A 23,475-nucleotide genomic window follows, 5' to 3' on the forward strand; every position below is an offset into this window, starting at 1 on the left:
TAACAAAAATACAAAAAAGCCTGCACAAATTTTAATTTGTGCAGGCTTTTTTAATGCTTTTATAAAAGCACTACCATTTCTTTTTAGGAGCAAACAGTATATCTAAGTCGTCTTGCTCTTCTTCTGTTTTCTTTTTAAGTGCGCTTGCATTAGAAGCTCTCAGTTCAACACTAATTGCCTCTAAGTAACCCTCAACTTCTAGCCGTTTTGTTGTTACGTATTCATCAGAGTAGGTGACTGCACTGAGTGTTGCCTGCGCTTTTTCAAAGTACTGTCTTGCAGAGCCAACCATACTTGCTGAACGGGCAGATAGGCCCCGTTTTATTTGGCTTTCAATATTAATACGCAGTTGTAGTTTTTCGAGACGTTTATCTTCTAAAACAAAAACTTGGCTATCAATACGACCTTTGCTGTGTTCAGAGCGTAAAATTGAGCGTAATTTTTTAATGCCTTGAATTAGGCCTACAAGTTGTTTGTCATTACTCGGTAGCGTTAAAGCTTCACTGCTATTATCTTGAACTGGATTAGATAAGTGCGTTTTTGCTTCACTTAAGCGGCTTTTAAGTGCTTTAGATGTTTGCGAGTTAGTAACCATTGTATTTAAGGCTTCGTAAATACGGCGCTGTAATGTACGAATTAGATTTTCAGAAAGGGGGATGTTAGCACTATTCATTAGTGCCTCTTCCGTTTCTTCTATTATAGCTTTCTGTTTTGTAAGCTCTTTACGGCGTTCTGCCTCTTGTTTTTCTTTGTGTTGTTGTACAGCACTTACCCAAAGTGCAATCACAATCAATGCAACTATAAGCACTATTATAATAGAAACGATCATGGTGTAATTCTCGGATATATAACCTAATTATTTAATCTTACATTAAATATACGTTAACAGGGTAGCTTTGCGCCGATTAACTTAAAAAATATACCAAAAAATTGATAGGTTGAGCTCTTTATAAACTGCAGTAAGCCTAAGGGCTTATAAACTAAAGCTGAATAATCATCGCTACCTGAAGCATATTTATTATGCTAGCCTTGAGCTCTAATCAGATAATTGCACACCTAAAGACCTAAAGTGCTATTTTACGTAAATAACACTTGGTTTTAAGCGGTATTGCCTTTATAAATAATATGAATAATAACGTTAAAATTTGCAGCCATGAAATTACAACAACTCAGATACATCGTAGAAGTACAAAATCATAAATTAAATGTTTCAGCGACTGCTGAGAGTTTATTTACCTCGCAGCCAGGAATTTCTAAACAAGTACGCATGTTAGAAGATGAGTTGGGTGTGCAAATTTTTGGTCGCAGTGGTAAGCATTTAACGCATGTAACCGGTGCCGGCGAAGATATTATTAATATTTCTCGTGAAATACTCTCTAAAGTAGAAGGTATTAAAGCCGTTGCTAATGAGCATACGCTACCTGATCAAGGTAAGTTAAATATTGCTACAACACATACCCAAGCGCGTTATGCTTTGCCTAACGTAATTCAAGGGTTTATGAAAAAATACCCTGCGGTATCGCTTCATATGCACCAAGGTACTCCACAGCAAATATCGGATGCTGCAGCACGCGGTGATGCCGATTTTGCTATTGCAACAGAAGCACTGCATTTGTATTCAGATTTAGTTATGCTGCCTTGCTACCATTGGAATCGCAGTATTGTTGTCGCTAAAGACCATCCGTTGGCTAAAAAGGCAAATAGTTTAACCGTTGCTGATATTGCTCAATATCCACTCATTACATATGTATTTGGTTTTACGGGCCGCTCAGAGTTGGATAAAGCGTTTAGCGCACACGGGCTTGAACCACACATTGTATTTACCGCAACCGATGCTGATGTTATAAAAACATACGTACGACTGGGTTTAGGAGTTGGTGTTGTTGCTTCAATGGCGATAGATCAAGTAAGCGATACCGATTTAGTGTGTATTGATGCAAGCCACTTATTTGAAGCTAGCACGACCAAAATTGGTTTTAGAAAGGGCAGTTTTTTACGTACTTATATGTATGATTTTATCGAACGTTTTGCACCGCATTTAACTAAAGAGCGCGTGGAGCGAGCAAGCTTATTACGTAACCAAGATGACGTAGATAAGTTATTTGCAGATATAGAGTTACCCGTTAAATAATGTCACTACATTAAACGAATAATAAAAAAGCCGCCTATTTTAAAAATAGGCGGCTTTTTCTTTTTATAGCGAGCTGATTAACATTCGATAATATTAACAGCCAATCCACCGCGAGCGGTTTCTTTATATTTAGTTTTCATATCGTTACCAGTTTCAAGCATGGTTTTAATCACTTTATCAAGCGATACCTTTTGCTCGCCACTGCCACGTATAGCTAAACGTGAAGCGTTAATTGCTTTAATAGCGCCCATTGCATTACGTTCAATACACGGCACTTGTACTAAGCCACCAACGGGGTCGCACGTTAGGCCTAAATTATGTTCCATACCAATTTCTGCTGCGTTTTCTACTTGCACAACATTGCCACCAACAATTTCTGTTAATGCGCCTGCAGCCATAGAGCACGCAACGCCGACTTCACCTTGGCAACCTACTTCGGCACCCGATATAGAGGCATTCTTTTTATATAAAATACCAATAGCAGCAGCGGTTAATAAATAACGCGTGGCTATATCGCGGTCTACTTCTTTCACAAATGTGTGATAGTACATAAGCACAGCCGGTAAAATACCCGCAGCACCATTAGTTGGTGCAGTAACTACACGGCCACCTGCCGCATTTTCTTCGTTTACGGCAAGGGCAAATAAATCAACCCAGTCCATTGCACGAAGCGGGTCGTTACTGACCTCTATATTTAGTTTTAAGTATAAGCTGGGCGCACGGCGCTTTACTTTTAAGCCGCCAGGTAAAATACCTTCGGTGCGCATACCACGGTCAATACAAGCCATCATTACTTTCCAAATATGGAACAATGTGTCTTTTACTTCGTCTTCAGTGCGCAGTGTTTTTTCGTTTTTCATCATCAAGGTAGAAACACTAAACCCAGACTCTTTACACATCTCTAGTAGTTCTTTTGCGCTACCAAATGGGAAAGGGGCTGGATTTTCTTCTCTAATATCGAGGGCAGCCTGTTTTTCGTTTTCAAACTCTTCGTCGGTAACAATGAAGCCACCGCCAATAGAGTAATATACTTTGCTGTAAACTTTTTCGCCGTTGTTTGAGGCGATAATTTCCATTGCATTAGAATGCTTAGGCAGTGTTTTACGACGATGGAAAACAATAGCACCTTGTTTTGGGAATTTGGCTTTGTGTGTTTTGTTTAGATAAATAACCTGATCTTTTTCAATGGTTGCTAAAATGTCGTCGACTAAATCGGCATCAATTGTTTCAGGATCGTAACCGGCTAAACCAAGAATTACGGCTTTACCCGAGCCATGGCCAACACCTGTTTGACCAAGAGAGCCATAAAGCTCTACTTTAATATCGGTCACATTTGCTAATAATTGTTGTTCTTGTAGGTCATTAACAAATAAGCGTGATGCGCGCATTGGGCCAACGGTGTGTGATGACGAAGGGCCAATACCAATGCTAAACATATCAAATGCACTGATCATAATGTGTGTGTCTCTACTTTGTTTTATCAGCACGAAGCTGCTCTTTGAACGGTCGAGCATGATAACGTGGAATTGTGATTGTGTAACTACTAATAACGAAGATTTAAACTGGTAAGGCGAGTTGTTTTGTAAAGTTTTTTATAATGCTTGCCGTCGCACCCCAAAGTAAACCATGCGGCGTTTTAAAACCTTGCAAAATAACCGTTTTCCCAAATCGTTGAAAAGGTAAGGGTTGCCAGTTAGCTTCGTTATTTAATTCAGTAACAGAGAGCAAAAAGCTCGCTTGTACTTCATTATAGTCATTTTCCCAGGTGGTGTTTTTTTTGAGTAAACCCACATAGGGGCTAATATTAAAACCCGTTAAGGTTGAATACTCAGGTAAGTGACCTAATACATTAACGTTGCTTTGGGCAATATTTAGCTCTTCTTTTAGTTCGCGAAGTGCTGTGGTGCGAAGGGTAATGTCGCTTACTTCAAACTTGCCTCCGGGCAAACAAATCTCCCCAGGGTGATGGTGTAAATAAGTAGGGCGTTTACACAGTAAAATATGTGCATGGTTATCTATATCAATAATTGGCAGCATAACCGCGCTAGCGCGTTTTTTACGTGTGTCTTTTAACTGATTTGGCGCAGCTGTAGGGCTTAACAGAAACCGCGCCATAATGTGTTCACTATTCAAAACGACCTACTGTTTTAATAAAGGGAGGATTTTATTTACTTTATCGTAAGTTTCTTGATATTCCAATTCGACTTTAGAATCAGCGACTATTCCGCCACCTGCCCAGCAGTAAATTTGCGCTTTGTGGCACACCAAGGTGCGAATAGTAATACTCGTATCCATATTTCCACATGCACTTAAATAACCAATCGAACCACAATAAATGCTGCGGCGATGTGGTTCTAGTTCTTCAATTATTTCCATCGCTCTAATTTTGGGCGCACCGGTGATTGAGCCACCCGGAAAAGCCGCTTTTAGCTGATCGACCGCTGTTTTACCTTCATCAAGTTCTGAGGTTACCGTGCTTACTAAATGATGCACTGCCGGAAAGCTTTCAATAGCAAAAAGGGAAGGGACGTGAACGCTGCCTGGTTTTGCTACTTTGCCTAAGTCGTTACGTAGTAAATCAACAATCATTACATTTTCAGCGCGATCTTTAGCTGATGCTGCGAGTATTTTCGCTTGGCGTTGATCCTCTAGTGCATCTGCTTTTCGCGGCAGTGTGCCTTTAATTGGCTTGGTTTCTACAACGTTATTGTTTACAGATATAAAGCGCTCAGGAGAAATTGATAAAATAGCCCCTTGAGGGTGATTTATAAAGCTTGAAAACGGCGCTTTATTTGCCTCACGCAGTTTAATATAAGCTGCCCAAGGGGAGCCTTCAAACTGAGCGTTAAAGCGCTGCGCTAAATTAATTTGGTAACAATCGCCACTTTTTAAATACTCCTCAATTTGGGCAAACTTTGCAGCGTATTCCGTTTCGCTCATATTTGATTGCCAGTCGCTGTTTAGGGCAAAGGACTGCGTATTAACTTGGGAGTTAGGGTGTGTATTTAAGTATTGCTCATAAAGCGCTAATCGATCGGTGTTTGGCTGCGATACATAAAACCAGCTTTGTTGCTGCTTGTCGTAAATAAGGGCATCTAAGTAAAGGCCAATAGCCATTTGGGGAAGATTAATGTCTTCAATAGCACGAGTGGGGATGTTTTCAATTGTACGGCCTAGGTCGTAGCCAAAGTAGCCAAGCCAGCCGCCGTTAAAGGGTAAATCGTAATCGGCTTTTGTTTTATCAAGATGCGAAAGCTCATTATTCATAATTTCAAAGCAGTTATCACTACTTTCTATATTATTTAAAAAGCTTTTATTATTTTTTACTTCAAGGGTACTTTGCGGCTCAATGGCAATAATATCAAAACGGCTGTTTATATGATTACTATTTGCAGAATCTAATAGAATTGCATAAGGCAAATGTGAAAAATGCGCAAAAACGTCAATGCAGTTTTGTGTTATGCCTAATTTAATACAATTTTTTTTATTGTTTAGCATTTACTGCCCCTTTAAGAACTGGCTCGAAACGGGCTGGGAGGGTATCATAAGTCAAATTTTTTGGCAGCACTAAGCTGTAAAAAACAGTGCAAACCACCGTCACCGGTTTGATTTAGATTACGCGACAACGCGTAACGGTAACTTAAGGAACCACTATGAGTACAATTTGTCAGCAAGACTTTATTGATAGCATTGAAGATGCATTGCAATATATTTCGTTCTATCACCCACTTGATTTTGTTCAAGCTCTCGAAAAAGCTTACAACAAAGAACAAAGTAAAGCGGCTAAAGACGCCATTGCACAAATTTTAATTAACTCACGCATGTCGGCTGAAGGCAAGCGTCCACTTTGCCAAGATACCGGTATTATTACCTGTTTTGTTAAAGTAGGTATGGATGTTAAGTGGGATAAAACAGATTTAACCGTTCAACAAATGGTTGATGAAGGTACTCGTCGTGCATATTTGAATCCAGATAACCCTTTACGTGCATCTATTGTTGCAGACCCTGCTGGCACGCGTAAAAATACTAAAGATAACACGCCTTCGGTTGTGCATATTGATTTAGTAGCGGGTGGAAAAGTAGAAGTAATGGTTGCAGCTAAAGGCGGCGGCTCTGAAAACAAAAGTAAAATGGTTATGCTAAACCCGTCTGATGACGTTGCTGAATGGGTAGAAAAAACATTACCAACAATGGGTGCTGGTTGGTGTCCGCCAGGCATGCTAGGTATAGGTATTGGTGGTACGGCTGAAAAAGCGGCAGTGATGGCTAAAGAGTCGTTAATGGACCCGGTTGATATCCATGAACTAATGGAGCGCGGCGCAGAAACGACTGAAGAAAAACTACGTTTAGAAATTTTTGACCGTGCTAATAAGTTAGGCATTGGCGCACAAGGCTTAGGCGGTTTAACAACGGTTGTTGATGTTAAAATTAAAACGGCTCCAACGCATGCTGCTTCAAAACCTGTAGTAATGATCCCAAATTGCGCGGCAACTCGCCATGTACATTTTACGCTTGACGGTTCTGGCCCTGCGAATTTAAAAGCGCCTAAACTAGAAGATTGGCCACAAGTAACATTTGAAGTGGGCGAAGGCACTCGCCGTGTTGACTTAAATACACTGACTAAAAAAGATGTTCAAGAATGGAAAATGGGCGAAACCGTTTTACTTTCAGGCACTATTTTAACAGGTCGTGATGCAGCGCATAAACGTCTGCAAGATATGATCAATTCAGGTGAAGGTTTACCAAAAGGCGTAGACTTTGATAATAAATTTATTTATTACGTTGGACCAGTAGACGCGGTACGCGATGAAGCAGTTGGTCCTGCAGGCCCTACAACAGCTACTCGCATGGATAAATTTACCGATATGATGCTAGAAAAAACAGGCATTGTAGGCATGATTGGTAAAGCTGAACGTGGACCTGCGACTGTTGAGTCTATTAAAGAGCATAAATCTGTTTATTTGATGGCTGTAGGCGGCGCAGCTTACTTAGTATCTAAAGCGATTAAAAAAGCACGCGTAGTTGCTTTTGAAGATTTAGGTATGGAAGCTATTTATGAATTTGAAGTAGAAGATATGCCAGTGACCGTTGCAGTAGACAGTGAGGGCGCCAATGCGCATACACAAGGCCCTGCAATCTGGAAAGCTAAAATAGAAGAGCTTGATAGCAAGCTAAAATAACCTAAGTTGTGTTGTTAAAAGCGAGCCTGGTGCTCGCTTTTTTGTTTTTTAGATATAGCTATGATCAGGTTTGCACATCTGACCAGTTGTTCTAAATCATCATTTTTTACTGTAAACCTATAGAATATAGCGCTTAGCGGGCAGTTAGTACTTGTATATTAAACTTTACATATAGCAATGACATTACGTTCACGTAAACGTAAGTTAGTGTGGTTTTTATATTTGCAGTTTTTAAAACTGCCTAATGATGATTTTATGGGTTTTTTATCTGTATAAAGGTTTTAATTTGATTATTTAATCTAAGAGTCATGTTTTCATCGGTTTTATCATCTGTGAGTGTAGCGAACTCTAATATGAAGTGATAAAGTCTCGTCAATTTCCAGCGCGCATACCCTCTCACGGGTTAACTATTTCGGAGTATTTTAAGTGGCTGTGTTTAATCGAGTTGAATTTGATAACCATGAACAAGTAGTTTTTTGTTCTGATGAAGAGTCGGGTTTAAAAGCAATTATTGCTGTACATAATACCAATCTAGGTCCTGCTGTTGGCGGATGTAGAATGTGGGATTATGCGAACGACGAAGATGCCGTTTACGACGTGCTACGTTTATCAAAAGGCATGACGTATAAAAATGCAGTAGCGCGCCTACCATTTGGTGGCGGTAAATCTGTTATTATTGGTAATGCAAAAGAAATTAAATCTGAGCAATTATTCCGTGCATTTGGTCGTCAATTAGAGCGATTAAATGGCAGCTATTACTCAGCAGAAGATGTAAATATCACATGTGCTGATGTCGCTATTATGAATAAAGAAACTAATTACGTACTGGGCCTTGAAGGTAAAAGTGGTAACCCATCGCCATTTACAGCATACGGTACGTTTTTAGGAATTAAAGCAGCGCTACAGCATCAACGTGGTCATCAAGATTTTGCAGGTGTGAAAGTGGCCGTTCAAGGTTTAGGTGCTGTTGCTTATGGTTTATGTAAACATTTACATGATGCGGGTGCTGAACTGTTTGTAACTGATATTAACCAAGCAGCAATTGACCGTGTAGTTAATGATTTTGGCGCCACTGCAGTTGGTATTGATGAAATTTACGACTTAAGCGTTGATGTTTATGCACCATGTGCATTAGGTGCAACGGTTAACGACTTAACGATACCGCGTTTAAAGGCGACTATTATTGCAGGCTGTGCTAATAATCAGCTGGCAGAGTCTCGTCACGGTGAAGTTATTCGTGAAAAAGGTATTTTATATGCACCAGATTACGTAATTAACGCCGGTGGTATTATTAATGTTTATTACGAAACAGCGCCAGAAGGTTACAGTGCAGCAGCGTCTAATAAACATGTTGAAGGTATTTTTAATACGTTAACTGAAATTTTTGCCCGTAGCGAAAAAGAGCAAAAATCAACGCATTTAATTGCCGACGAATTAGCGCAAGAGATCATTAAAAACGGTCTGTAATCTAAGTTTGAATTTATATAAAGGTGTGCAATTGCACACCTTTTGTTTATCTGTAAGTTAATGCAATTATTACTGAACAGCGGTACACTTTATTTTTAATTTTGTGCGGCAAATTATGACTCCCTCAACTTCTCTCATGCAGCCTATCGATTTAGATAATTGGCCTAGAAAGCAACACTTTGAATTATTTAAACACTTTTCTCAGCCTTACTTTAATGTGTGTGTGCGTTTAGATGCTCAAGCACTTTACGACTATTGCAAAACCAATCAATTTTCTTTTTTTCAAGCGTATGTATATTGCACCTTAAAAGCGTGCCATGAGTACGATTCAATAATGCTACGTATAATAGATAATCAACCATGGTTACTTAATAGTGTTCGCGCAAGTGTGGTTGAGTTGTCTGAAAACGATACGTTTGTTTTTAGTTATTTTAACAGCACAGGCGAGTTTAAAGAGTTTGCAAATCATGCAAGTGGCGTAAGCAAAAAAGCGAAATTACAGCCGTTATTTTCTGATGCATTTGCTCAAACAGAAGGGCAGGCTGATTTAATTCATATATCTGTTTTGCCGTGGCTGAATTTTAGTGCGTTTTCGCATGCATTTAGTGAAGGGCAGAGTTTAGGCATTCCTAAATTTGTATTTGGTCAGTTTGATAAACACACAGGCACAATGCCTTTAGCTATCGATGTACACCATTCATTAATGGATGGTTTGCACGTAGCGAAATTTATAAGCACATTGCAGGGTACATTTGATACCTTTTGCAAAGGTTAACTTTAAACACATCAGTAACGGCAGTGCAAAGCAGTAAACAATTTATAAGTAATCTATAAGTAATCTATAAGTAATCTATAAGCAATGCGATGTGAATTACTTTATATTCAAATACATAACCTTGTATGCTTGAAAAACACGTGTGCTGGACATATTTATATACCATACCTTAGCTCAGGAAATCCCCATGATAAATGGACTGTTAATTGTTGTTTTAATTCTTTTTGTGGTGATTTTCTGGCGTTGGCCATCAATTCAAAACCGATTATGGCGCAGTAAATATAAAGACTTTGCTTTAAATTCGCAGCAAAAAGATATTTTACTGCGTTGCATGCCCATCTATAAAAAAATGACCGACGCCGACAGAGAAAAATTAGAGCGACATATTACGTGGTTTTTAAACGAAAAACGCTTTGTCGGTTGTGATGGCTTAAGGCTAACGTCTGCAATGAAGTTAATTGTTGCCGCCGATGCGTGTGTATTAGTACTTAATAAACCGTGGCCGTTATATAGAAATGTAAAAGAAATTTTATTATATCCAAGTGCTTATTATGCTCCGCAATCAACTCGCGATAGTGCAGGACTTGTGAGTTACCATAATACGGTAAGACTAGGCGAGTCATGGCCTGGCGGCACACTCGTTTTAAGCTGGCATGATGTACTTGAGGGTAATCGTTTACCAAGCGATGGACATAACTTGGTATTTCATGAGTTTGCGCATCAACTCGATCAAGAAACAGGTAAAACAACGGGTACGCCCATTTTAAAAAGCTCAGCAGATTACAAAGAGTGGGGCAGGGTATTTAGCCGCGCCTTCACCCAGTTAAAAAGCCATGTTGCCTATAGCATGCCGCATGTTATTCACAGCTATGGTGCGACTAACGAAGCTGAGTTTTTTGCTGTACTCACCGAAACCTTCCTCGAAAAACCCGCAGAGCTTCGCCGATACGATCCTGAAATTTACAGTATGCTAGTTAATTACTATCAATTTGACCCTATTGTTTGGCATTAAACCTACATAAACCGCGCTTTATCATATAACGCTGGCAAGTTGCGTTTGTTTTTGTTGCAATCATGTGAAATAGTTTTTACTGCAACAATAACAAGAGAGAAACGCATGAAAAAAATGCTTCATACAGTATTGGCGCTGTCGGTGTCATTAGCGATAGGGCAGGTAAATGCCGCTGAAAAAGACGAAAAAAAATGGCAAGTAGATTCACCTAAGGGGCAATTTGTTGACGCTGCAATTAGCGTTGAGCAGGGCACATGGATGAATATTGATGTAAGCCCTGATGGTAAAACCGTGGTGTTTGACTTACTTGGTGATATTTACACTATGCCAATGAGTGGTGGTACAGCCACCAAGCTCACCTCTGATATTGCATGGCAAATGCAACCACGCTTTAGTCCTAATGGCAAAAGTATTGCGTTTACCTCCGATCAAGGTGGTGGCGATAACATTTGGATAATGGACTTAAATGGCGAAAACCAACACGCAGTTACCGACGAAACTTTTAGATTACTAAATAGCCCTGCATGGAGCCCTAATGGCGACTACTTAGTTGCGCGTAAACACTTTACGGCTAGCCGTTCACTAGGTGCCGGTGAAGTGTGGTTGTACCACAAAGCCGGTGGCAAGGGTGTTCAGCTTACAAAACGTGAAAATGATCAAAAAGATTTAGGTGAGCCAATGTTTTCACCTGATGGTCGTTATGTATACTTTTCGCATGATGCAACACCCGGTAAAACCTTTCATTACTCAAAGGATTCTGTAGCGGGCATTTATAAAATTAAACGTTACGACCGCGAAACGGGTGAAATTGAAACTGTAATCGATACGATGGGCGGTGCTATTAGGCCTACACCATCACCAGATGGTAAAAAACTGGCGTATATAAAGCGTGATGACTTTCAAACTAGCTTGTATTTATATGACTTAACCAGCGGTGAGCACACTAAGCTTTACGATAAGCTTGAGCGAGATATGCAAGAAACATGGGCTATTCATGGTGTATACCCAACTATTGCATGGACACCCGATAATGAAGAACTGGTATTTTGGGCTGGTGGTACAATTCACAAGCTAGATGTTGCAGACAAATCTGTAAAAACCATTCCTTTTAAAGTGCAAACCACTAAAAAAATTCAAAAAGCGGTGCGCTTTACACAAAACTTAGATACTGATGAGTTTGATGTAAAAATGCTGCGTAATGTGCAAGTAAGCCCAGATGGCGAAGCGGCAATTTTTGAAGCGCTTGGGCATATTTATAAACGTGATTTAGAGTCGGGTAAAATTAAGCGTTTAACAAAGCAAACAGATCATTACGAATTATTTCCACAGTATTCTCGCGATGGTAAAAAAATTGTGTACACCACATGGGATGATAACAAGCAAGGGTCCGTAAAGGTTGTGTCTGCACGCAGTGGCCGTGGCGATACCATTACTACGCAGCCAGGCAAGTATGTAGAGCCAACGTTTAGTCCAGATGGTAAAACGGTTGTTTATCGTAAAGCCACTGGCGGCAGTATTTTAAACCCTAAGTGGTCACTTAATCCGGGGGTTTATAGCGTAAGCGCTAAAGGTGGTAAAAGTGAGCTTATTTCAAAAAGTGGTTATCAACCACAATTTGGAGATGCAAACGATCGTGTTTTCATTATGAGTCCTTGGCCAAAACCAACGCTTAGCGTAGTAGAGCTTGAAAGTAAAAAAGTTCGCAAACTATACGAGTCAGAGCATGCGACAGAATTTAGAGTATCACCAGATGGGCAATACCTCGCTTTTGCTGAGCGATTTAAAGTATTTATAACGCCGTTTGTTCAAAGTGGTAAAACAATTAATATTGGGCCTAAAGACAGTCAATTTCCAATAGAGCAGTTATCGGTTCGTGCTGGTGAAAACATTAGTTGGAGTGCAAAGAGCAACAAACTTTATTGGACATTAGGGCCTGAGCTTTATCATGCAAGCCTTGAGGGGATGTTTGCTATTAACAAAGCCGAAGATACCGACTTTAAAGTGAAAAGTGGCGATAATATCGGTTTCAGTAAAAAAATGGCAGAGCCTAAAGGTATGATTGCGCTCACTGGTGCAAAAATTATAACTATGGATGGCGAAAAGGTTATTGAAAATGGTGTAATTATCACTGATGGCAAGCATATCAAAGCAATTGGTACAGCCAGCGATATAAGCATTCCTAAAGGTGCTGAGGTTATTGATGTAACAGGCAAAACTATTATGCCTGGTATTGTTGATGCTCATGCACATGGCTCGCAAGCAAGTGATGAAATTATACCTGAGCAAAACTGGAAAAACTTTGCAGGTTTAGCGCTGGGTGTAACTACAATTCACGATCCATCAAACGATACCTCCGAAATATTTACCGCAAGCGAAATGCAAAAGGCAGGCATGATTGTTGGCCCGCGTATTTTCTCAACGGGTACTATTTTATATGGCGCAAATATGCCAGGTTATACGTCGCATATTGACTCGTTAGACGATGCTAAATTTCATTTAGAGCGCCTTAAAAAAGTAGGTGCATTTAGTGTTAAGTCGTATAACCAGCCACGCCGAGAGCAGCGCCAACAAGTTATTGAAGCAGGCCGGATGCTTGAAATGATGGTAGTACCAGAAGGCGGCTCATTATTACAACATAACTTAAGTATGATTGTAGATGGACACACAGGTATTGAGCATTCAATCCCTGTAGAGCACATATACGACGATATAAAGCAGTTATGGTCGCAAAGTGATGTAGGTTACACACCTACGCTTGTAGTGGCTTATGGTGGCATTTGGGGTGAAAATTACTGGTACGATAAAACTGATGTGTGGAATCACCCGCGTTTAAGTAAATTTGTGCCAAAAAATCAATTATTACCACGCTCTATGCGCCGCATTAAAGCGCCCGATCATCACTATAATCACTTTAATAACGCACGCGTTGCTGCTGAACTGCAAGACTTAGGTGTTTTGGTTAACTTAGGTGCTCACGGTCAGCGTGAAGGCTTAGGTGCACACTGGGAGATGTGGATGTTTGCACAAGGCGGAATGACACCGCTTGAGGCTATACGTGCTTCAACACTCGATCCGGCTAAGTATCTAGGTCTTGATAAAAACGTAGGCTCACTTGAAGTTGGCAAGCTTGCTGATTTAATGGTTATAGATGGCGATCCGCTTAAAAACATTCGAGATTCGGATAAAGTAGATTACACCATGATCAATGGTCGCTTATTCAATGCCGAAACAATGAATGAAGTAGGTAAAAAAGAGCGCGAACCACTTTACTTCGAAAAGTTATAATTTATTTTGATCTTTTGAAAGCGGCTACATAGCCGCTTTTTTAGCTTTGTATTATGTGTTTTAGCAACGCAGTGCTTGGCATAACAAGTGTTTGAGTATGCATAACACGTGCTTGGCATATAAGCCCTTCTTTTAGGATAAATAATGTTTGTGCGATATTTTCGGCTTTAGCTTTATTATTTTTTAGCTGAGGAGTGGCAAGTAAAGCATTTAATATAATTTTAAGTACAGCTTGTTTGTGTGCTTTACACTGTATTGCAATAGTATGCGCTGCGAGTGGATATTCTGCTGCTGCGTTTATAAAGAAGCACCCATTAAAATCGCCCAATTCCGGCACTGCATTATTAAACCAGTTCGTTAACCCTTTAAATAATCCATTAGCAACGTCAAGGGCATTTTGTTTTTCACAGATTTGTTCTAGCCAATTATTAAAATTTTTATCACGCGTGGCTAAGCAAGCAAGTATTAGATCATCTTTGCTGGCGAAGTGATTATAAAGCGTTTTCTTAGCGATACCTGAAACGGCTAGAATTTCATTAATACCCACAGCATGTAAGCCTTTGCTATAAAAGAGATTAAGTGCTGTTGTAATAATTTGCTCTCGTTTATTCATAAAACCCCTTAAATATTAGCTGAAAGATATCTTGACACAAGTAGACAGACTTGTCTATTATCGAAAAGTAGACAGGTCTGTCTACTTTTATTTAAGGATTTAGCATGAATATTGAAGATATTAAATTAGCCTGTGTTGCTGGCTTTTTTTCAGCGCTAGTATTGGGTTTTTTATCTTGGCTGAATAATATAGGAGGCTATGGACTGTGGTTAATGGCACCTTTTGGCGCAACGGCAGTACTTGTATTTGGTATACCAAATAGCCCATTAGCACAACCAAAAAATGTGATTTTTGGTCATCTTTTAACAGCATTTGTGGGGATCGTTTTTGTAACTTATGTTGGTGACGGTAGTGTATCTATTGCATTAGCCGTTGGTGTTGCAATTACACTCATGATGCTCACTAAAACAGTGCATCCTGCGGCGGGTGCTAACCCTATTCTGATTATTGTATCTGGACAAAGTTGGGACTTTTTAATTATGCCAGTATTAGTCGGGACGATGTTCATTGTTATTTGTGGCTTTGCTGCAAAGTGGTTACTGTCTTCTTCGGTAAATAACGCACATAAAAAAACCGCTTAACGCGGTTTCTTTTAAAAATCATAAATGTTGATTAAACAACACCGCGCGGTAAGCGACAGTCATGATCTTTACGAGCTAAAATTACAATCCAAAGTTCTTCCGCTGTGTAACCTTCTTCGTTTTCGGTAACAACAGTGAATGGCGCTTTTTTCTGTGCTTTAACAGGCGCAGCTGCTTTTGGTTTTTTCGTTTTAGTTGTTTTACCAGAGTTTAACTTTTTAGTAAGCTCTGCTACGTCAGCTAGGCGTAAATTTTTACCGCCATCAATGCTGTACCAACCAGGTTTAGTTGTGATTTCAGGTTTTTTACCATTGGCAGTTTCGTACGCTGCTTCAAAGGCAGATAACACTTCTGTTTTGTCTAGTTTGCTCATCAGAGACCCTATACGTTGTGAACACAGATAAAGAAGAGGTATTTATACCTATTTTAAAACAGTTTTTCAATTTTTTGCGATTTTCCTTCCATTTTAGAGCTATAAACGCCAAAATTTGCACAAAATTCAGTGCTAAGTAAGGTAAGTTATATGCAACGTAGAGAATTTAACCAACTCCTAAATGACATTTTAAAACCTCAATTAATTAAAGATTTTTGCCCAAATGGCTTACAAGTTGAAGGTAAAAACGAAATTAAAAAAATTGTGACGGGTGTAACCGCAAGTCAAGCATTAATAGATGCTGCCATTGAGCAACAAGCAGATGCTATTTTAGTTCACCATGGATTTTTTTGGAAAGGGGAATCCCAACCAATAACGGGAATGAAAAAGCGTCGTATAGGTGCGTTATTAGCACACGATATTAATTTATTTGGCTATCACTTACCACTCGATATTCATCCAGCAGTTGGCAATAACGCGCAACTAGCAAAGTTATTGGATATTGAAATTGAAACAGGGCTAGAGCCAACTTCAAATAGCGTAGCAATGAAAGGGCGTTTAAAAACACCATTAAGTGGTGAAGATTTTGCAGATAAAATTGCAAAAGTGCTAAATCGAACCCCACTCACAAGTTTAGTACGTTCAACAAAAATTGAAACCATTGCACTGTGCACCGGTGGTGGGCAAGGGTATATTGATTTAGCTGCAGAGCAAGGCATTGATGCCTACCTAACAGGTGAGGCATCGGAGCAAACTATTCATAGCTCTCGTGAGCAAAATATTGATTTTTTTGCAGCTGGGCACCATGCAACAGAGCGCTATGGCGTAAAAGCTTTGGGTGAGTTGCTTGCTCAAGAACATGGCTTTGACGTCACGTTTATAGATATAGATAACCCTGTTTAGTAGTATCTGTTTCTTAGTGAAAAACTAAAGCGCTTCTGGGTTTGCCCAGCGGCGCACTGTGATCCATGCATTTCCAATTACTTCATGAGCATACTGCGTTACTACCATTAAAGCCTGAGCATTAGGTATAAATTGTTTATGCCACGGTAATACAGCAAAGTTATGGTAATCAGTGGCTGCGGTTATTACTTCAATACCTTGAGCATTAAATAAGTCTTTGGCGCGAGGCATGTGCAGCACAGATGTTACTAGCGCGACTTTAAAATCAACTAATTTAGGTGCTAATAATTTAGCTTCTGCTGCGGTATCCATCGCTTTTGGGTTTTGGAATATACGACTCTTATTAACACCTAAACTAATTGCCGTTTGATACATAAGCCCGCTATTAGTGGTATTTTGATAACCCCCGCCTGACACTATAAGCTCTGCATTAGGGTAGTGCTTTGCTAGCTTTACACCTTCTACTAAGCGCGTTAGCGCACAATTGCCTAATTGATTATTAGCACTGAGTGCAGGATTTGGGTTTATATCGCAACCTAGTACAACTATTTTGTCTATTTTTGGATGCTTTAGGGTATTAAATGCAAGCGACGCAGGTTCATTATTTTGGATAATTAAATTGGCGATAAAGGGTGTGCTCAATGCAAGTAATACAATTAAGCTTAAAGTAGATAAGAAGAGAGCTGATTTGCGGCCTTTAAATGCGAGTAGGAGCATCAGGCACGCAAATAAACCAAATAGAGGCAGTGGCATAAGTAAGCCACCAATCATTTTTTTAATAACAAACATAAGAGTTAAACGCTGTAGAGTTAATTACAGCGATATTACTCATTATATTGATGATTATCGACCGTTATTTAGCTTACACGTATTTAAAAAGTGACGATAAACAGGGTTATCTTTCATGTCTTTTTTCATCGCTAAATACATAGGACGAGTAAGGCCAAGAGCGCCCAAAGGAATTGATTTAATTAAGCCTTGGCTTTCATAAGGTGTAACTAGCCAATCAGGTAAAGCGGCAACGCCCATGCCGGCACTTACTAGTTGAAAAATAAGTAATCCTTGATCAACCGTTTTTAACGTACCGTCAAAACGTGCATTTTGAATGAAATGCTTAAATATATCTTGGCGTTCACGCGGGATAGGGTATGAAATAATAGTTTCGTTTTTTAAATCAAGCGCTGTTACATACGCTTTTTTAGCAAGTTCATGATCCGGTGCCACAATAAGCTTCAATTTAAAATCAAATAAGTGCGCGTATTCTAATGTGTCGGGTTCACGTATGTCAGATGTTAAAACTAAATCGAGCTCATCGCTTAGTAAGTCAGGAATAGCGTCGTAACTAAAGCCGCGCTCGTAATCAATTTTTATATCAGGCCAAAAGTTATTAAATTCTTTAATAGTAGGCAATAACCAATGAAAACATGCATGGCATTCCACACTTAAACGCAGTTGAGAAATAGGCTGATTTAAGCTTTCTTTCAAACGGCATTTAGTCGCTTCCATTTTTGGTAATATTTCGTGAGCTAATTCAAGTAATAGCATTCCCTGAGGGGTAAAGCGGACTGGTTGAGTTTTACGCTCAAATAATTGGCAATCTAATTTATTCTCTAAATCTTTGATTTGATGAGATAAAGCAGACTGTGTCAAAAATAACTCTCGTGCCGTATTAACCAAAGATCCTGTTTCTTTTAGGGTTGCTATGGTTTTTAAATGTTTAATACCAATCATCTTTAAAAATTCTCATGGGAAAAGTGAGTTCAGCTCAGATTAACCACATACTACGCCTATACAAAAAACGTTTCAACGTCTAGATGGCTAAAAGTTTGCGATTTATTGTGGTTTATTGCAGTTTGTTGCTATGAATCGCGAAAATATTAGAATTAGTAACGATAAAAGTCATTCAAAAACTGGTTTGATGAGTTTTAGATGAGTTTGCTTCATGTTGTATTTTAAGTATATCGATTGCGGTGTGCTTCACCTCAGTGTGAATTTTGACTATATAAATAACTGTGTGGGGTGGGGAATGGTTACTTTAGGTTGTGGTTTAAAAACTAAAGTCATTTTGCTTTTTAGCTTTAGTTTAGGTCAATGGATGAGTATATACGTAATACCTAAGCCAGCGACCAACTCGCTGGCTCTTTTATAAGGGCTTATTAATAAGTAATATGGCTTCTTTGGCTGTGACCGGTTTTGACTTTAAAAAACCTTGGCCATAGTCGCACGCGGTGGATTGTAAAATGGCTAATTGTTCAAGTGTTTCTATCCCTTCAGCAACAACCTCAAGTTTTAATGATTGCGCAAGTGATAAAATGGCTTCAACAAGTGGGTTGGTGGAATCTTGTAGGTGGTCAATAAAGCTTTTATCTATTTTTAAAATATGAATAGGCAGTTGGTGCAAGTAGCCCAGTGCTGAATAACCCGTTCCAAAATCGTCAAGGCACAATTTTACTTTTAAAGGTGAAAGACCTTCTATTATTTGAGTGGCGAGTTCTAGATTTTCTATTAAGCCTGATTCGGTAATTTCTAAACATAAAGAACCCAGAGGTAATTGGTATTTATTATAAATAGAATGTATTTGCGCTACAAAATCGAGGCTTGCAAAATGTCGTGACGATACATTAACCGTTACTTTCAAAAAGCGATGACCTTGCTGGTGCCAATTAGAAATCTGCTGAGCGGCTAAATCAAGTAAATGTAAATCAAGATTTATAATTTGCCCTGTAGTTTCAGCTATCGGTATAAAGTCATTAGGTGGTACAAATCCTTTTTTAGGATGATGCCAGCGCACAAGTGCTTCAAATCCGACAACTTCACTTGTGGTAATTGTAAAAATTGGCTGAAAATAGAGTTCAAATTCGTTGTGTTCTATACCGTGTTGCAAGTCGTTTTCGATATCGGCATGGGTTTTAAGTTTTTTACGCATCGTGTTATTAAAAAACTTAACTTGTCCACGCCCGGTGGATTTTGCTTCATACATAGCAGCATCAGCTTGTTGCAGTAATATATAAGCTTGATCGTTTATGTTGTCGGTATAGGCAATACCAATACTAGTAGAGGCTTGAAGTAAGTGGCTATCTACATTTAGAGGTTTTGCTAATGCGCTTTTAATTCTGTTTAAAGCTTCATTAACTTGGTTTTTATGTGTGATATTTTCCATGAAAATAGCAAATTCATCACCGCCTAAACGAGCAAATGTATCGGTGCTTCGTACTGTACTTTTAATTAAGTCGCATATTTTTATAAGAAAATGGTCTCCGACCTCATGCCCCAGCGAATCATTAATACTTTTAAAACGGTCAAAATCTAGATACAGCAGGGCATGGCTAGTACTTTTTTTAGCGCGCGTTAAACGTAAAATAGCATGCTTTATTCTCTCAATGAGTAATGAGCGGTTAGCAAGGCCGGTAAGCTCGTCATGCAATGCTTTATGCTCGAGCTCTTGTCGGGCTAGTTGTCTATCAATTGCCATACTTATTTGACGACTTACGTAAGTTAGAAGAGCGCTGTCGTGTTCGTTGTATTGCAGTGTTTTATCGTAGCTTTGTACAACAATAACACCGCTTATACGATCACTTGTTTTAAATGGAACACCCAACCAAGACTCTGATTGTCGACCTATCATTTTAAAATCACCGTTATCAATATGACTTTGAAAGGCATCTTTATTGAGTAATAAGGTTTGCTCTGTTTGCAGTAGGTAATATGAAGCAGTGTCTTTTAGCTGTTCTTTAGATATTTTTTGATGTGTTTTAGTGTTTATGCCTTCTTCGACTATATAAACAAGGTCAAGTATATCTACTTTTTTGTCATATAAAGCGATAAAAAAGTTATCAGCACGAAGTAAGTTATTGATAATTGAATGCAAGGCTTCAAAGAAGGTATCTAAGTCGTTAGCTTTGTAGGTTAGGTTAGCTATTTGTAATAAGCTATTTTCTAATTTTTGTGCGTTGTTAAGTTGCTCAACTGTTTTTTGTAAGTTATTTACCGTATTTACCTGGTTAATTTTAGCACTGAGTAAGTGGGCAACTGTTGTAAGAATTTCAAGGTGTGCGTTTGTAAAGTAGCCTTTAATAGGGTGCTCACAATCAATAACACCTAAAACTTGTTCTTTATATATAAGAGGGACGCATAGTTCTGATTGGGCAGGGCGCTCATCTGCGATATAACGGCTATCTTTTGTTACATCATCGATAACTACGGCTTTACCAGTAGTTGCAACAGCTCCAGTAATTCCTTCACTAAAACGTATTACTTTACGTTCGGCTTGATATTTGTCTCGGGCGTGAGCAATACCCATCGATGCAACTTGATTTAATGTATAAGCATTGTTATCGGCAAGGTAAATAACGCAATCAACAAATCCTAAACGGTTAACAACGTGCGTTGTAACATACTCAAATAGCTCGTCTAGTGTGTCTAGTTGCAATAAGCTTGATGAAAATTGATTAATAATACTCAGTTGATCAGTTTTTATCTCAAGTGCTCTTGAGGCATTATTTTTGTAAGACATAGGCAATTTATATTATTCTTTTTATTTTTAAATACGTAGCTAAGTTAACCTAATCTTAGATTTTGTACAAAATAAAGCGATGAGTGGTTTTAATTGGCTGTAAATTATTATGACGAATGACTTTAATTAATTGTAAGTAATAACAATGGCTAATCCCAATTGAATTGGAGTATTAAGCTTTAATTACACAACTCGGTAATGTCATCAACATATGCATTATTTTTAATAAAATCTTTACTCGAAAACATCATATGCCTATGATCGGATAAATTCAGCCTTGGAACAAAGTAATGACAAGCAATAATACAAACTCTGTAACAACCCTTACTATCACTCGCCCAGATGACTGGCATGTACATTTACGTGATGGCGACCAGCTAAAGGATACTGTACGAGACATTAGCAGATACATGGGTCGCGCTATTATTATGCCAAACCTTGTTCCGCCGGCAACATGTACTGATACCGCTCTTTCTTATCGAGAACGTATTATGGCAGCAGGCCCACAAGGTGCCTTTGAGCCTTTAATGGTACTTTACCTTACTGATAAAACGACACCAGATGAAATAAAGAAAGCAAAAGCAACGGGTAAAATAGTAGCTGCAAAATTGTATCCTGCTGGCGCTACAACCAATTCTGATTCGGGTGTTACATCAGTCAAAAATATTTACCCGGTTTTAAAAGCAATGCAAGAAGTAGGTATGTTGCTGTTAGTACACGGAGAAGTTACTGATTCATCAATCGATATTTTTGACCGTGAAAAAGTATTTTTAGAGACGATTTTAGGGGATGTGGTAAGTGACTTTCCTGAACTTAAAATTGTACTAGAGCATATTACAACTAAAGATGCAGTAGAGTTTGTAGTTAATGCACCTAGCAATGTAGCAGCAACAATTACAGCTCATCATTTACTTTATAATCGTAATCATATGTTAGCGGGTGGAATTCGCCCACATTATTACTGTTTGCCAATCCTCAAACGTAACATTCACCAGCAAGCATTAATGGCCGCAGCTATAAGTGGAAATAAAAAGTTTTTCTTAGGAACTGATTCTGCACCACATTATAAAGATAAAAAAGAAGCTGCTTGTGGTTGTGCTGGTGCATATACGGCTCATGCCGCTATTGAGTTATACGCTGAAGCATTCGAAGACGCAGGAGCTTTGGACATGCTTGAAGGATTTGCAAGCCACTTTGGTCCTGACTTTTATGAGTTGCCGCGTAATGCCGATACAATAACATTACAAAGAAAACCATGGGACGTACCTGCAAGTTATACCCTAGGCGACTCTGAAGTTGTGCCTATAAAAGCAGAAGATACTATTGATTGGTCTGTTAAATAGTTAATATTTTATATTTAAACCAAAAGCCGCTTAATTTTTAAAGCGGCTTTTTTGTTTGTATTTTTGATGTTATTGAAGCGTTGTTTGACAGTATTGCTGTTGTAGAGGGCTTTTATACGCGTTTATAGCAATATATATTACAATAATACTTTATAGTTTTTGCTTGGAAATTAGTCAGTTAAAGGCGATTTAAAACAAATTTATATTTTTAATAAATAATTCCCAATTAATAGAGCGAAAAAAAATATAATGTGTTAATCTTACCTTGCTTTGAGTTTTTATGTATTGAATTTACGGATATTGTGCTGCGTTTAAGGTTACCGGTTAGGTTATTACTTGTTCCTGTACTGTACCTCCATATTTTTGAGCATTGACTCAGGGAGGATATTGCCATAATAATATGGCTGAATTTTAATTATTGACTTACAGGAAAATTTAGTATGTCGGTTACTGGTAAAGTAAAGTTTTTCAACGAAGCTAAAGGCTTTGGTTTCATTGAACAAGAAAATGGTCCTGACGTGTTTGTACATTTCAGCGCAATCACTGGTTCTGGTTTTCGCACTCTTAGCGAAGGTCAAGCAGTGACATTCAGCATCAAACAAGGTCAAAAAGGCCCTGAAGCTGAGAACGTAGAAGCAGCATAATTTATTATGTGAACTCTAGTTCATCTTGGTGAAGCAGGTCTCTGTTTCACCATAATTCCTCTCTATGTACATAATTAATAAAATCCTTCTTTTTAAATCCTTGAACACAAATTTCATATATTCTTAAATCTTCTATTTTAATACAAACCCAAAATTCAATTATCTGAATAACTTATACAATCGAACCACTTTCTATCGCATTTAAAACATCCCTTACAATTTATCCAACTGATCCGATACTTATATACATAAAAATGATGCCAAATAACAATCTGTGTAAATTTTAGTGTAAGTCTTGCTAGTGCAATCAGGTTGAAGTTTTGTACTTTAACTATAAATGGGCAAGGGAACCTCTATAGGCCTCTGATAGCTTATTATGGAAGCGTTAGGCATCATTTATAGTCCATTATTATTAAAGTTGAGCAACTTTTTGTGATTAACTTTGTTACTAAATAAATTTAACTGTTAAATAGTATTAATGAGCACTCTAAAGCGGTAAATGTAACTCGTCTAATTATCGAAAGCTATTTGGCTATTTCAGGCCTTGCTAAAAGAAACTTATTATTACTATTTATGGGAAACACGTTTTATAAATGGCTTTAGGTATTGCGTGCATAAAGCAAGGTGGGCGGTATTAGAGATTATCCAGTGTTGT

19 protein-coding genes are annotated in these 23,475 nt (G+C 38.6%); 10 read left to right on the forward strand and 9 right to left on the reverse strand.

All coding sequences use genetic code 11. The annotated features are described in order from the left end of the window. Positions 1 to 70 precede the first annotated feature (70 nt). Entirely contained in the window at positions 71 to 829 is a 759-nt protein-coding gene (locus I6F66_RS03220; RefSeq protein ID WP_007583833.1) for a hypothetical protein, read from the reverse strand. Positions 830 to 1,153: 324 nt separating this feature from the next. Between I6F66_RS03220 and cysB the strand changes: the two genes are divergently transcribed. Next, positions 1,154 to 2,131 (forward strand): HTH-type transcriptional regulator CysB, encoded by a 978-nt coding sequence (gene cysB, locus I6F66_RS03225; RefSeq protein WP_002961670.1) that lies wholly within the window; start codon positions 1,154 to 1,156, stop codon positions 2,129 to 2,131. 77 nt (positions 2,132 to 2,208) lie between these two features. Here cysB and I6F66_RS03230 read toward each other — a convergent pair whose 3' ends face one another. The 3 genes from I6F66_RS03230 to pabB all read right to left on the reverse strand — a co-directional run bounded on the left by I6F66_RS03230 (position 2,209) and on the right by pabB (position 5,629). Then, positions 2,209 to 3,585: an L-serine ammonia-lyase gene (locus tag I6F66_RS03230; RefSeq protein ID WP_010555091.1), complete on the reverse strand. Its 1,377-nt coding sequence runs from the start codon at positions 3,583 to 3,585 to the stop codon at positions 2,209 to 2,211. 103 nt (positions 3,586 to 3,688) lie between these two features. Next, on the reverse strand, positions 3,689 to 4,264 hold the full coding sequence (locus I6F66_RS03235) for a CoA pyrophosphatase (RefSeq protein WP_165741846.1): 576 nt from the start codon (positions 4,262 to 4,264) through the stop codon (positions 3,689 to 3,691). A gap of 6 nt (positions 4,265 to 4,270) precedes the next feature. After that, positions 4,271 to 5,629: an aminodeoxychorismate synthase component I gene (gene pabB, locus I6F66_RS03240; RefSeq protein WP_165728211.1), complete on the reverse strand. Its 1,359-nt coding sequence runs from the start codon at positions 5,627 to 5,629 to the stop codon at positions 4,271 to 4,273. 155 nt (positions 5,630 to 5,784) lie between these two features. Between pabB and I6F66_RS03245 the strand changes: the two genes are divergently transcribed. From I6F66_RS03245 to I6F66_RS03265, 5 genes are all read left to right on the forward strand, one after another. After that, positions 5,785 to 7,311 (forward strand): fumarate hydratase, encoded by a 1,527-nt coding sequence (locus tag I6F66_RS03245; RefSeq protein WP_007583843.1) that lies wholly within the window; start codon positions 5,785 to 5,787, stop codon positions 7,309 to 7,311. A gap of 426 nt (positions 7,312 to 7,737) precedes the next feature. Beyond that, positions 7,738 to 8,778 (forward strand): amino acid dehydrogenase, encoded by a 1,041-nt coding sequence (locus I6F66_RS03250; protein ID WP_165728212.1) that lies wholly within the window; start codon positions 7,738 to 7,740, stop codon positions 8,776 to 8,778. Between the two features lie 136 nt (positions 8,779 to 8,914). Then, positions 8,915 to 9,553: a CatA-like O-acetyltransferase gene (locus tag I6F66_RS03255; protein ID WP_165728271.1), complete on the forward strand. Its 639-nt coding sequence runs from the start codon at positions 8,915 to 8,917 to the stop codon at positions 9,551 to 9,553. A 187-nt stretch (positions 9,554 to 9,740) separates the two neighbouring features. After that, the gene (locus tag I6F66_RS03260) at positions 9,741 to 10,565 is read left to right on the forward strand and encodes a M90 family metallopeptidase (protein WP_002961680.1); all 825 of its coding nucleotides are present in this window, start codon (positions 9,741 to 9,743) and stop codon (positions 10,563 to 10,565) included. Between the two features lie 105 nt (positions 10,566 to 10,670). Beyond that, positions 10,671 to 13,850, forward strand: coding sequence for an amidohydrolase family protein (locus I6F66_RS03265; RefSeq protein ID WP_165740297.1), 3,180 nt, complete (start codon positions 10,671 to 10,673; stop codon positions 13,848 to 13,850). 40 nt (positions 13,851 to 13,890) lie between these two features. On the opposite strand, the gene I6F66_RS03270 is transcribed toward I6F66_RS03265, so the two are convergent. Continuing rightward, on the reverse strand, positions 13,891 to 14,463 hold the full coding sequence (locus I6F66_RS03270) for a TetR/AcrR family transcriptional regulator (protein ID WP_165740295.1): 573 nt from the start codon (positions 14,461 to 14,463) through the stop codon (positions 13,891 to 13,893). A 104-nt stretch (positions 14,464 to 14,567) separates the two neighbouring features. Between I6F66_RS03270 and I6F66_RS03275 the strand changes: the two genes are divergently transcribed. Beyond that, on the forward strand, positions 14,568 to 15,044 hold the full coding sequence (locus I6F66_RS03275) for an HPP family protein (protein WP_165728215.1): 477 nt from the start codon (positions 14,568 to 14,570) through the stop codon (positions 15,042 to 15,044). A 31-nt stretch (positions 15,045 to 15,075) separates the two neighbouring features. Here the strand turns inward: I6F66_RS03275 and I6F66_RS03280 are convergent, their stop codons facing one another. Further along, complete coding sequence (locus tag I6F66_RS03280; protein ID WP_002961684.1) at positions 15,076 to 15,417, reverse strand: hypothetical protein; 342 nt, start codon at positions 15,415 to 15,417, stop codon at positions 15,076 to 15,078. A gap of 150 nt (positions 15,418 to 15,567) precedes the next feature. On the opposite strand from I6F66_RS03280, the gene I6F66_RS03285 reads away from it, so the two are divergent. Further along, entirely contained in the window at positions 15,568 to 16,320 is a 753-nt protein-coding gene (locus I6F66_RS03285) for a Nif3-like dinuclear metal center hexameric protein (protein WP_010555099.1), read from the forward strand. A 24-nt stretch (positions 16,321 to 16,344) separates the two neighbouring features. On the opposite strand, the gene I6F66_RS03290 is transcribed toward I6F66_RS03285, so the two are convergent. The 3 genes from I6F66_RS03290 to I6F66_RS03300 form a co-directional block, all read right to left on the reverse strand. Beyond that, a complete protein-coding gene (locus tag I6F66_RS03290; protein WP_165740294.1) occupies positions 16,345 to 17,109 on the reverse strand; it encodes a YdcF family protein in 765 nt (254 codons plus the stop codon). Positions 17,110 to 17,163: 54 nt separating this feature from the next. Then, positions 17,164 to 18,051, reverse strand: a complete 888-nt coding sequence (locus I6F66_RS03295) for a LysR family transcriptional regulator (RefSeq protein ID WP_002961689.1) — start codon at positions 18,049 to 18,051, stop codon at positions 17,164 to 17,166. Positions 18,052 to 18,463: 412 nt separating this feature from the next. Next, complete coding sequence (locus I6F66_RS03300; protein WP_197118876.1) at positions 18,464 to 20,833, reverse strand: GGDEF domain-containing protein; 2,370 nt, start codon at positions 20,831 to 20,833, stop codon at positions 18,464 to 18,466. Between the two features lie 290 nt (positions 20,834 to 21,123). Here I6F66_RS03300 and pyrC point away from each other — a divergent pair, with 290 nt between their 5' ends. Both pyrC and I6F66_RS03310 read left to right on the forward strand, forming a co-directional pair. Then, positions 21,124 to 22,176 (forward strand): dihydroorotase, encoded by a 1,053-nt coding sequence (pyrC, locus tag I6F66_RS03305; RefSeq protein WP_165740288.1) that lies wholly within the window; start codon positions 21,124 to 21,126, stop codon positions 22,174 to 22,176. Between the two features lie 440 nt (positions 22,177 to 22,616). Then, a complete protein-coding gene (locus I6F66_RS03310; RefSeq protein WP_002961702.1) occupies positions 22,617 to 22,820 on the forward strand; it encodes a cold-shock protein in 204 nt (67 codons plus the stop codon). Positions 22,821 to 23,475 lie beyond the last annotated feature (655 nt).

It is taken from the genome of Pseudoalteromonas sp. NZS100_1 (assembly GCF_015864285.1).
GTDB lineage: Bacteria > Pseudomonadota > Gammaproteobacteria > Enterobacterales > Alteromonadaceae > Pseudoalteromonas > Pseudoalteromonas arctica.